At 35.7% G+C, this 12,742-nt stretch carries 12 protein-coding genes; all 12 read left to right on the top strand.

Annotated elements, in window-relative coordinates; all coding sequences use genetic code 11:
• Positions 1–356: helix-hairpin-helix domain-containing protein (locus BMW61_RS14935; RefSeq protein WP_139176353.1), on the top strand; the 356-nt coding region annotated here is incomplete at its 5' end.
• Between the two features lie 137 nt (positions 357–493).
• A complete protein-coding gene (locus BMW61_RS14930; RefSeq protein ID WP_091823527.1) occupies positions 494–703 on the top strand; it encodes a hypothetical protein in 210 nt (69 codons plus the stop codon).
• A 218-nt stretch (positions 704–921) separates the two neighbouring features.
• On the top strand, positions 922–1,095 hold the full coding sequence (locus tag BMW61_RS22010) for a hypothetical protein (RefSeq protein ID WP_175475237.1): 174 nt from the start codon (positions 922–924) through the stop codon (positions 1,093–1,095).
• Positions 1,096–1,204: 109 nt separating this feature from the next.
• On the top strand, positions 1,205–4,258 hold the full coding sequence (locus BMW61_RS14925; protein WP_091823524.1) for an ATP-dependent helicase: 3,054 nt from the start codon (positions 1,205–1,207) through the stop codon (positions 4,256–4,258).
• A 42-nt stretch (positions 4,259–4,300) separates the two neighbouring features.
• On the top strand, positions 4,301–5,116 hold the full coding sequence (locus tag BMW61_RS14920; RefSeq protein WP_091823522.1) for an ADP-ribosylglycohydrolase family protein: 816 nt from the start codon (positions 4,301–4,303) through the stop codon (positions 5,114–5,116).
• A gap of 45 nt (positions 5,117–5,161) precedes the next feature.
• Positions 5,162–5,377 (top strand): ClpX C4-type zinc finger protein, encoded by a 216-nt coding sequence (locus BMW61_RS14915; protein WP_242876758.1) that lies wholly within the window; start codon positions 5,162–5,164, stop codon positions 5,375–5,377.
• Positions 5,378–5,479: 102 nt separating this feature from the next.
• Positions 5,480–6,109, top strand: coding sequence for a hypothetical protein (locus BMW61_RS14910; RefSeq protein WP_091823520.1), 630 nt, complete (start codon positions 5,480–5,482; stop codon positions 6,107–6,109).
• Between the two features lie 14 nt (positions 6,110–6,123).
• Positions 6,124–7,476, top strand: a complete 1,353-nt coding sequence (gene dnaB / locus BMW61_RS14905) for a replicative DNA helicase (RefSeq protein ID WP_091823518.1) — start codon at positions 6,124–6,126, stop codon at positions 7,474–7,476.
• A 115-nt stretch (positions 7,477–7,591) separates the two neighbouring features.
• Positions 7,592–7,864, top strand: coding sequence for a hypothetical protein (locus tag BMW61_RS14900; protein WP_091823516.1), 273 nt, complete (start codon positions 7,592–7,594; stop codon positions 7,862–7,864).
• A 285-nt stretch (positions 7,865–8,149) separates the two neighbouring features.
• Positions 8,150–9,106, top strand: coding sequence for a helix-turn-helix transcriptional regulator (locus tag BMW61_RS14895; protein ID WP_091823513.1), 957 nt, complete (start codon positions 8,150–8,152; stop codon positions 9,104–9,106).
• 19 nt (positions 9,107–9,125) lie between these two features.
• On the top strand, positions 9,126–10,553 hold the full coding sequence (locus tag BMW61_RS22005) for a hypothetical protein (RefSeq protein WP_091823511.1): 1,428 nt from the start codon (positions 9,126–9,128) through the stop codon (positions 10,551–10,553).
• A 12-nt stretch (positions 10,554–10,565) separates the two neighbouring features.
• Entirely contained in the window at positions 10,566–12,530 is a 1,965-nt protein-coding gene (locus BMW61_RS14885; protein WP_091823508.1) for a hypothetical protein, read from the top strand.
• The last annotated feature ends 212 nt before the right edge of the window (positions 12,531–12,742 follow it).

Raw genomic sequence — 12,742 nt, 5'->3', positions numbered from 1 at the left:
GCAGGATGGATACACTCTCTAATACTGAGAAAGATGAACTTTATGTAATGCGAGTAGCTGAAGAGATGTATGAACGCGGAATAGAGGTGGAACCCATAGATATCTTTAAGGCACAGTCGCGGCTCTTCTCCGTAGTTGGAGACAGGATAATGCCGAGCCTCGTGAGCATAAATAAGCTTGGAGAAAAGGCTGCAGATCAAATAGTAGAGGCTGCTAAGGATGGTCCTTTTATTTCAAAGGATGATTTCCGTCAGCGTACCAAGTGCCCACAGGGAGTAATTGAAGCTATGGATGAGATGGGATTGCTAGGGAACCTGCCACAGTCCAGCCAGATCAGTATTTTTGATTTTTTATAATAAAAAATTTAAAGGTGGACATATTTGGTCCATGCCATAATTTATCATGAATTTACAAAAGATACATCATGATATTTGTTACTCGGATTGGTGGGGGAGAACTGATAATTTCGTATTGTGAAAGGAAGGTATTCACTATGAAGAGAATATGGTTTTGGATCAAAAACTGTCTTATTGAAGATAACCGGGGTTGCAAGTCTTTTTGCGGAACCTGTCAGTATTATGAGCAGTGCAGAATGGATGAAAATAATATGTACCTGATGAAGAATCCTGAAAGAAAAGGACTGGTAGGAGCTATGAAGTGGTGGCTTCCAAAGTACATTGAGTATAGTTCAAAAAAGGCTTGAAATGAGAATATTCACGATATAAAGAGGAAGCACAATATGAATATGACAAGATATGTTGAAACCATTGATTGCTTAGTTGCAAATCCACAGAGAAAGGGATTTCCGGGATGCCTGAAATTTTGGCTGCCCAAGTATATTGTAAAAAGTATTCGTGTTCGGATTAAGGATACTGACAAATGAAAAAGGTAATATCCACTTTATTTTGAAAGGAAAAGCCTATGGGAAAAACAAATTACGAAAAAGAATTTATGGAATTGAAGGATACAGTAAAGAAATTATCAGCTGAAATAGCTAGGCTTCAACTGAAGGAGAAAGAACAGGATCTACTACTGAGTAATGTCACGGATGAAATTCTACAACATTTCAAAGAGCATGATGCTCTTCGGGAATAATTCGATAGTAATATTATCAATATTTTTTGTGGTGGACAGGTTAAGTCCACCATATTTTTTATACTTAATGAGGATATTTACCGTTTGAAAGTATAGTGAGTGATAAAAAATGATCGATGATGTTATTCTTGAAAAACTAAATGACAAGCAGAGAGAAGCTGTTTTTGCAACTGAAGGATATGTAAGAGTAATTGCCGGTGCAGGAAGTGGAAAAACCAAGCTGCTTGTCAGCAGATATGCATATCTTGTACAGGATTATGGTATTGATCCTGCAAATATATTGTGTATTACATTTACTAATAAAGCTGCAGGAGAGATGAAAAAAAGAATCCGCAGCCTTATTGGTGATGGAAATGATACAAGTCTGATATGCACCTATCATGGTTTCTGTAATAGGCTTCTGAGGGAGAATCCTGAAAAACTGTTTCTGAATAAGCAGTTTCAGATAATTGACAGCTATCAGCAGAAAGCAATACTGACTGATATATATCAGAAATTTGAACTGCAGCTGGATTATGCCAGCTTTGAATCTATGCTTCACAAACTGGGAAAGTTTAAGAGTAATACTGACTATGTTGATAGGATTTGTAATCCTGAGCCTTGCCAGATTATTGAAAAAATCACTTCACAGGATGACGAAATACTTGAAGAGTTCATGCAACGCCAGAAAGCAACATATTCATTGGATTTTCATGACCTGATAGCGTTTGCCATTCATGTACTTGAGCATAACGATGATGTCAGAAAAAAGTGGCAAGAACGGCTCAACTATATCATGGTGGATGAATTTCAGGACAGCTCATCTGTTGAAATGCGTCTGATAGAGATTTTGTCAGAGCATTATCAGAATCTCCTTATTGTTGGAGATCCTGATCAGAACATTTATGAGTGGCGTGGATCCGACGTTAAATTATTGGTGGATTTTGAGAAATCGCATGTTCCGACACAAACGATATTTTTGAATCAGAATTATAGGTCGACACCTGAAATACTAAAATGTGCCAACACCCTTATAGAAAAGAACGAGATACGCCTTAAGAAAGATCTGTTTACAAGAAATCCTAATGGTGCTGAGGTTGTTCATTACCATTCCAAGAATGATTTTGAAGAGATGGACCACATCGTTGAGCTTATAAAAGGGATAAAACAGGCAGAATCCTATAAATATTCTGATTTTGCAATTCTTTACAGGTCAGGATTTCTATCACGAATAGCAGAGAAAAAGTTAGTTGAAAAGAATATTCCTTATGAAATCTTAGGTGGAGTGCGCTTTTACCAACGTATGGAGATACTTGATATATTAGCATATCTTAAGCTGATAGCTTTTGATGATGACATTTCCTTTAAAAGGATTATCAACACTCCTCGGAGACGATTTGGAAGGTCGAAACTTAGTCATCTTGAAAGTATCAGGGATGGTTTAAATGGTGGATACGGGCAACTATCTCTGGATGTATATACATCTGCTCAAAATGATAACGGTCGGGATAATCAGAATGAAAAAAGCCTTTTTACAACATTAAAAGGATGCATTGAACAGAAAGAATTTCTTAGCAGTGATGTACGTGGCTTTGTTACCTTCGTGGATGATATGAGAAATAAAATAGGGAATATGCGGATATCCGAGATTGTAAATGAAGTTACAAGCGCATCTGGCTATGAAAGCTATATCAGAGAACTTGGTGATGAGGAAAGGCTTGATAATCTTGCAGAGTTTAAAAGAATCTCCAGCGAATTTGAGAAAGAATTTGGAGAGAATCTCACCTTGGAGGAATTCCTGCAGGAGATTGCGCTGCAAGCAGGAGAAGGCAGAGATGAACAACCGGATGCTGTAAAAATGATGACCATTCATTCAGCTAAAGGCCTGGAATTTCCGGTAGTTTTTATTTTAGGATTCACCGAGGGAATATTTCCTTCATCAAAAACAATAGAAGAAAGGAAATTACTAGGCTTAGAGGAAGAACGACGTCTGTGCTATGTTGCCATAACAAGAGCGGAAAGATATTTATATCTGTTTGATTCAGAAGGTGTTTCTCCCAAGGGAATCAAAAAACTGTGTTCAAGGTTTCTGGATGAGATAGGAACACAAAACTATAAGCGTATTGGAAAAATACCGGAAGAACTCCAGCAGGAGAGCAGGCGCTATATAAACCGGCTTAATAATGATATGGAAGCTGCTGCGAGTAACACAGCACCGACTAAAAATGTCGGAGATACTATAGAACATCATATTTTCGGAAACGGGACTATCGTAGGAATGGATGAAAAGAAAGGCAGCTATCTGATTAAATTTGACTCCATGGACAAGCCTCGAAATATAACAAGAACATATTTTAATTCTACGCATAGGGATGCACGGACCAATTTCCAAGAGAAAATAGTACAAAACGAAGTCATTGAAAATAACAGGCCAAATCCATTTCCCAAAACTGAAGATACCATATCATATTTGAAACGGCATAAGGATGGATCAGATGAGATTGTTGAAGTGAAAAAGTCTGATTTATTCGGACAACAAAAATCGTCACCAGATGTGATGGATAATCCCGTTCCTGATAATCCATATGAAGAAGAGGAAGAGCTTGTTGAGCCAGAACAGAACTTGGACGATTTTGGAGAGTCATACTCACTGGATGATTATTTAAAAACATCTGATGATGTTAAGGAGGCAGAAAAATTAGCCTGTGAACGTGTAAAAAATAGTCCTAATTTATGGAAACATGATGATGTCCCTCATTCGGGATGGAACTGTGTAGGAGTAGAAGACCTGGGTGCTCCGGTCGGAATATGTGAAATGTGTGGATATCAGATAATCCGGTATGCCCATCATATGAAGCATCCATTTTATAGGAATCTTACATGTGGCTGTATATGTGCGGGAAAGATGGAGGGAAGCATTGAGAATGCAAGGCAAAGGGAAGCCCAGTTTAAGAACCTCCAAGCACGTCGTATAAATTTCTTTAAGAGGAAATGGAAACGTTCTAAGAAGGGAAATGATTATCTAAAAGTTGATGGCAAGATAATCGTTATCTATAATCTTGCATCTGGGAAAAGGTGGAAATATTCTATAGATAGTGAGTTTTCAAAACTTACATATGATACAAAAACTAATGCCATGGCTGCTGCTTTTGATCAGATGGAAATCCTTAGAGCACATGGGTGATATAAAAAGCAGCCCCTTAATTATTTTTTCGAGGTTAAAAATATGTATGGTGCAATTTTAGGGGATGTAGCAGGAAGCATATATGAATTTGATGCTAAAACTCACAGAATTCAAGATCTTACAGAACACATAAAGCATTCTGCAACTGTGTTTACTGATGATACTGTCATGACTGTAGCTATAGCTGATGCACTCATGCATGCCGGGGATAATGCAGATGACAGTACCATACAACAACGTGCAGTGATTAACATGCGTTACTGGGGAACAGAATACTCCGGTGTGGGTTATGGATATATGTTTAATGAATGGTTATATTCAGAAAATCCTAAGCCCTATGGCAGTTATGGAAATGGTGCAGCAATGAGAATTTCTCCTGTGGGATGGATGTATGATTCATTAGAGAAAACACTTCATGTTGCTGAACTTGTAACTGCTGTCACTCATGATAACAAGGGGGCTGTTGATGGTGCAAAGGCAGTGTCAGCTGCAATATTCCTTGCCAGAAATGGACATAGTAAGCAGGAGATTCGCGAATATATAGAGCGGACCTTCCACTATGAACTTGATAAAAGTATTGTGGATCTGGTTAATCCGATGCAAAAAAATATCAAATGCAGGACAGCAGTTATTCAGTCGCTCATAGCTTTTTTTGAGAGTGAAAGTCTGGATGATGCCATATCCAAGGCTATTTTTATAGGTGGTGATACTGATACCCTTGCATGTATTACCGGCAGTATAGCTGAAGCATACTATGGATATATTCAAAATGCTGCGCTAAAAAGCATATTATTGGATAAACTTCCAGAAAACATAAAAAGAATAGCTGATGAATTTGAATCTAAGTATTATTCCTGATTGATAAGAAATACGTAAAGTACTACTTATAGGAGAAAATCATACATGAGAAAGGCAACAATGATCATTGATCAGTATATAAAGTGTTCCAAAACAACTGCAGAAGAAGATTCCAAATCGAGCATAGCAAAATGTTCATTTTGCCATAAGACCACGGCAGAGGTAAAAGTTCTTATATCCGGGCCATCTGGTGTTTATATATGTAATGAATGCATTGATATATGTAACGATATTATAAAAGAAGATAATCATAGAAGATAAAATAGATTCATTTCTGAAAAAGTATCTGGGTAGTCATATTTTGACTACCCATTTTTTTATACTGAATTATACCAAGAAATACATAGCCAGGAGGTAACGACTATGACAAAGGATGATATCATTAACTCCCTTAAAGAAAAATATAAGGATTCTTTCGGGAAAAAGAGAGACGACAGCTATCTAAATAGCAAGTGCTTTGCTGAGTATGGTCACTTTGTAAGCACAATAATTGAAAGATTTGATGACGCTGACATAAGTGCAAGAGATTGCATAGATTGCATATCTACACTTGAAATAATCTGCCTGGACCGTGTAAATAAGTATTTTGATTTTGAGGTGATAGATACAGTAAATGAGAAAAAAGACTATAAAAATCAAAAAGAAGAGTATATTGGGCGACTTACTGAATGTATAGATGCTGTTGTAGGTTTAAGAGATTCATTTGTTGATTTTAATGTCCTTTTAATGGTGAAAGAAGTCCTGGAAGTAGCAAGAACACTGGACGAAGAAGAGAACGAAACTCTAAAAGAACGGCTGGAAAAATTAAGGAGTAGAGTTGCCGCTGGTGAAACCATTGTGTCAACTAGAGATGAAGATGATCCGAATGAACAATGGATTGACAGAATTGGTTGTTCTGTAAGGATTGCTAAAAAGCTTCTGGATATCATGGGAGAAGAGCTTGTACCAGAAGTTGCTATAGCACTTGGGAAAGTAGAAAGCACAGTTCAATAAGAGAGGTACTTTAAATGACAGAAGAGAAATCTGTGCATCGTTCCCTGCCGCAAAGTCTTGAAGCTGAACAATCGGTTATAGGGGCAATGATAATAGACTCTGAAGCGATACAGATTGCATCTGAAATCCTCTCTCCGGAGGATTTCTTTTATGAGCAGAACAGGATTATCTACGAGACAATTATTGAACTTTATAATGAAGGAAAAAATGTCGATGGTATTACTCTTAAGGACTGTCTAAAGAAAAAAAGTACAGTGGCACAGCCATATGATCTTAACGACATACTGAGGATGGCTGCATATGTACCTTCATCCTCAAACGTAAAGTACTATGCGGAGATAGTCAGTGAAAAGAGCACATTGCGCAAGCTCATTCATACCTGTGGAAGTATCATAAACAGATGCTATAGTGAACAACCTGAAATACAAAATGTTATGGATGAAACAAAAAAAGAAATATTCGCAATTACACAGGCAAGAAGCAGCGAGGATTTTGAACCGATCAGCTCTGTTGTAATGAATGCGCTAAACAGGATCGAATCGGCAAGTAAATTGCAGGGAACAGTGACGGGACATGCCACAGGTTTTTCACAGCTTGACTATACAACGGCAGGTTTTCAACCTTCAGATCTTATCATTATTGCTGCAAGACCATCAATGGGCAAAACCGCTTTTGTGCTAAACATTGCGCAGCATATGGCAATTCATGACAAAAAAACTGTAGCCATCTTTTCCCTGGAGATGTCAGATGAACAGCTTATAAAGCGAATGATGTCAATGGAGTCACAGGTTTCTTCAGAGCTTCTGCGCTCGGGCAAGCTTTCTGATTCAGAGTGGGAAAAAGTGATATATGGAGCAGACATGATAGGAAGTTCACATCTCATCATAGATGGAAAGCCGGGAATGTCAGTTCAGGAACTGCAGGCCAAATGCAGAAAATATAAGAGAGAAAAGAACCTGCAGATTGTCATGATCGACTATCTGCAGCTTATGACAGGAGGCGGTAAGCATTCTGCCGAGTCTGTACAGCAGGAGATTACAGAAATATCCAGGTCCCTTAAGGGGCTTGCCAGAGAGCTTAATGTCCCTGTCATAGCTCTGTCACAGTTGTCAAGAGAAGTAGAAAAAAGACCTGATCACAGACCAATGATGTCAGATCTTCGTGATTCTGGAGCTATAGAGCAGGATGCTGATATGGTTATGTTTATTTACCGTGACGATTATTACAATAAGGATTCTGAGGACAAAGGAATATCAGAAATCATTATAGCCAAGCAGAGAAATGGCCCTATCGGAACTGTAAAACTAAAATGGCTTCCAGAGCTGACCAAATTTGAAGATATGGATAGCTATTCGGATGATATATGAATACTAAAAAGAAAATATAAAATAATTTCACCTAGTCAAAAACTGTCTATCAAGTTTGTTAGCCTATTATTAGAAACAAATAACCCCAATGATCAGAGAAAGGTAGGAACTGATTATGGAAGAAATGGAAATCATTGAAATTGAATATTCGGAAAGCACAGTCGATACAGGTAATATTCTGGTCGACCTTGCTATACAGCTTGGTATAACAACAGCTGCAGTTATAGTTGGCAATGCTATCTGCTACGGTGTTGGAGAAGCTGTTAAAGCAATAAAAAATGTCTCGAAAGCTAGTACTCCTATGCTAAATGCAACAAAAGTTACTAATATCGGAGAGCATAAGGATAATTCATCTGTGAATGATAATCCTTCAAACAATGATAAGTAATACCTTTTTGTTAGATATGAATGTTACCTTAAAAGGACGCCCAGAATTGACGTCCTTTTTTAGGTGATAAATCTCCTTTATATAATTTTAATAAACATTTAATAGAGGGTAAACATAGCGATGCTAAAATTATTATGAGCAATTTATAGATAATGACTGGCTTTTAAGCATTTATTAAAAACTTATAAACACTGCTAAGTGGACATATTATGTCCGATTACTTTGATAAATTTAAATTACTAAAAATAATTTTCATACCAATAAAAAATGCGAGGATTTCACAACATGAGTAAATCAGATGCCGGAAAAGAACGACGAGTTCTTGATATTTACACAGAACTTATGAATGGAAAAGTAATAAGTAAAGCAGAAATGGCAGATAAGTATGGAGTTGATATTAGATCAATACAGCGAGACCTTGCTGACATCCGTAGTTTTATTCAGGAGAGTACCATTGAAACCGGAGTAGAAAATGATTTAGTTTATGATGCCAAGGCAAAAGGTTTTCGGCTAGAGCAAACTAATCACATGAAATTTACAAATGATGAAGTTCTTGCCATATGTAAAATTCTTCTTGATAGTCGGGCTTTTCGGAAGGATGACATGATGCTTATTCTTGATAAACTTCTTGATTGCTGCGTGCCTAAGAAAAATCAAAAAATGGTCAATGATCTTATAAGCAATGAGAAATTTCACTATATTCCGCCGCAGCATAATAAGCATTTTCTAGGAAATATGTGGAATCTTGGGCAGGCAATAAATGAGAGTTTTCTGGTCGAATATGATTACATGGGATTTGAAGGACATTCTGAAAAACATCGGACTTTGGAACCATTGGCTATCATGTTCTCGGATTACTATTTTTATCTTGTAGGAAATCTACATAATTTTGATAAAAAATCATTCAAAAATCCAGATGACATGAATCCGACGATTTATAGAATAGATAAAATAAAGAATTTAAAAATCACAGATGAACATTTTAAGCTTCCGTATAGTACGAGATTTGAAGCTGGTGAATTTAGGAAACGTATCCAATTCATGTTTGGCGGAAAACTTCGCAGAATAAAATTTGAATATTCTGGAAAATCAGTGGAAGCCGTGTTGGATCGATTGCCTACTGCAAAGATAATTGAAGAAAAAGATGGAGTTTATACAATACAAGCCGAGGTTTTCGGAGATGGAATTGATATGTGGCTTAGGAGCCAAGGAAAATATGTTTCATTATTAAGCAATTCATAGTTTTAGGAGGTTGTTAGCTATGAACATGGTTGATGAAAAATATCTCGATGAAATAAAAGAAGATCTTAAACAATATACATCCGGAGAAAGGATTCCAACGATAGACGATGCTATTTCTGAATGCCATGCAGTTGTTATACGTTCAGTTTTTGATGCATTTGGCCTGGGAGCTTTTGGAGACAAAATAGGGGGATCAGTAACTACTATACATAATTTTGAAAAGGGCATTACTGCAAATAATGAAGAATTTGTCAGATATCAAGAGTACAAAAAAGGATATGATAGCAAAGAAGTACGGCCTCAATTCACCAACACTCAAAAGAAAATAAGAACACAAATAATTAAAGATGCAGCAAAATCCGGTGAAGAAATAATAAGTGGTTATACGGGAAACGAATTACCGTTAGATGGGAGAGCTCAACTGGAACATATTATTTCAGTAGAAGAGATTTATTCAGATCCCGGGGTACATTTAGCTTTCGACTTGGAAGGAAAAAAATCCTTAGTTTATGATAGTAATAATTTGACCATGTTAGAGTCATATATTAACCAATCAAAAGGAGGAGCGCCTCTTAAGGAATGGTTATACATGCCAAATGCAAACGATAAAACCTTAACAAATGCTGAGTATTATAAGGTAGATATTGAAAAAGCACTTAAGTTAGATAAGCAAGCACGTTTAGCATATAAGATAAACCGAGCAGAAGGTATTGCTATGAAGCAAATGCCAGAATTACTGATAAATGGGATGGAGCACGGGCAAATGCTAGGAAGAAGAGAAGTAATAGCTGCTATTCTAATTGATTTATATGATGCATTGGTTCCTGCTATCAAAAGAATTATTGAGAAGAAAAAAAGAAACCAACTAACATGGGATGAATTCTTTGAAGAGATTAAAGCTGCTGCGATATCAATTAAGGATAAATTACTTAATGACTGGAGCGAATTTATCAAAATATACTTTACAGGTTATAAAGCAGGTATTATTTCGGAATTAGTAACATTTATTATCAATTGTGTATTAACGACAGTCAAAAATGTTGTCACTATTATTAGGGAAACTCTGTTTTGTTTTTATAGGATAGCCCAGATAAAGAAGAATAAGGTTCTGACAGAAGAAGAGAAAAATGAAGCAATTACAAAGTTGTTGATATCAACATTTTCAATTTGCTTAACCTGTCTCTTGGGTGAAGCAATACATAAATTGCTAATTGAGGTACCTATGTCGGCAGAAATATCTCAAGCTCTTTCTTCAATTGTAGTTGGCGTAGTTATCGTGATGGTTACATACTTGGTAATTTCTATGCAAGAAGAAATGCTTTCCCTGACCGCTAATGGAGTAGATTTAGGAATTGCTATGTTAGAAACAGTCAATACTCATGAATTAAGAGTTGAAAATGCCGCAAAAAGAATGCATAGACTTGATGAGAGTAGGGATACTAAATAAGGAGGTTCACAAATGGAAGAGAAATATTATTTTGATAATACACTTTTTTCTACAGAAGATTATAAAGAAGCTGCTAAAGACTTATTAGACAAAAGTATTAATGATTTTGAAAGCATAAAAAATAGGAAATGGTATGAAAAATTTTTTAGTGCTATTAATGTTGGCAATGGAGATAAGAAAATAATCATCAGCCAAATAAAAAATATTGAGGATTTCTTTAAGCTATTCCTTGCCGTTTATGATCAAGATTTAAAACTACAGGATGATCAGCTGGATAGGATAGTCTCAGAATTACTTGAGAATAGGAAGGATGTAGAGAAAATATATGAACTTACCGTGCTTGGTATAAACAGGGAAAATGACATTCGCGAGTTGTTGGATGATAGGAGCAAATATATTCTTTTGCTCATATTAAGCAAAGCGAGTTCTTTCTATGAATCATGCTCTAAGCTTAGCGATTATAATAAATGTCTAGCGGATTACCTGCTTATTGATTTTGTGCAGGTCGAACTAACAGATTCACAACTTGAGGAGCTTAGGCATCCTGAAATTGTATACAGATGCTTGGCTGAACAAAAAGCAATATGTGGTGTAGATGATTTCCCTCAAGGAGTGTTGGATATAATTGATGGTCTTGCTGTTAGCGAAAAGAGTAAGAGAAAAATAGAGGAGCAGGTTTCTGAAGAGAGTAGAAGTTTTTCACCAGATTATTTTATTTCAAAATATGCAAAAAGAATAATAATTGAAACAAAAACATCTGCAAACGAGAATATCAATGATGAAAACGAAATTGATAAAATAAACGAACCTGTACCTATTATCGAAAAGCAAATAATAGAAAAATTATTATCATGCAAAGCAAACTATATAAAACCAACAGAAGAAAATGCGCAGAATTTCTTCTCAATGTTTACGTCTTATGGAGGAAAATATTCTTACGGATTATTATATAAGACATATGAAACTTCTGGCTATGTCATTTATTTCATAAAAGGTGAAATATGCATATTTTCTAAAAGAACCGGAGAATCAAAAGAATTTGATATAAAAAAGCTTTTGAACGATTATTATAAATTATCAGAAGCCACAAGTGATGATATTATTTGTGATCACACGCGTGAAGTGTTTGAATCTATAAATGTACATGGAGATGGTTTTTTCTTTTCCATCGGACCTAAGATATTTTATAGCGTTATTAATGAAAATGCATGTTCTCATGACACTTTTATTGATTTATCATCAGTTTGGGATAATGAGAATCCTATACTGATTAAAGGTGTAGAATCAAACTATTTTATTTTTTCATACGAGAAAAATAGGTGGTGCCTTTTAAATTTGTCCTCTGGAGAAATACTAAAACCAGAACATCTACAAAAAAGAACTAATAATTTTGTAATTAGTGGTGATTATGCATATTATATGAATGCTGATGTAAGTGAGTACAAAAAAAATAAAAGCAATTCACAATATCAAGAAAAGACAAGTTCCATTCAGATTTTTCAGTGTGATCTGATTTCCGGAAAAGAGCATGCTGCCACACAAAAAATATACCCACATTTGGGACAGGAAGATGGACTTGGCAAATTAGTTAGTTTTATAAAAATTAACGATAAATATATTGCATTACGCCGTACTCATTTTGTCAGCAATAATAGTGCCTCCTTTGCCGGATTATTGCTGGGAACTGTTAGAATATCATATTTATATATGATATTTGATTCCCAATTTAATCCAATTGACGGAGATTACTTTAAAAGTATTGATGATGAGATAACTTTCGCAGAATATATAGATAATGGAATTGTAATATATGATAATACCGACATACATAAGGTAAGACTAGTCTCACTTTTTACTGGAAAATCTATTACAATTGGAACCGGAAATATATCTGATGTAATTAGATGTGGGAACTATTTAGCACTAATTAATTCCAATGCGATAATTCCAATAAATATGGACGAATATACACAATAATAATATTGGTATGATAATAATAATGAAAGACCCAGATCTTATGCATTAGTCTTGTAGCACAACCATACAGACACCATAAAGGTATAAGTGGGAAAGAAGCTGATGTGACCGAAGATGCAAACAGGAAATTATATCTTCGCAACACATAGGTAAGGATTATAGAGGCGTATCTTAGAGAGTTTAAGATGCGTCTCTTTTTGTTGTAATTCCAA

This window comes from Butyrivibrio sp. ob235, assembly GCF_900109475.1.
Lineage (GTDB): Bacteria > Bacillota > Clostridia > Lachnospirales > Lachnospiraceae > Butyrivibrio.
Note: the sequence above shows the minus strand (reverse complement) of the source record. Positions and strands in the feature narration are given on the sequence as shown.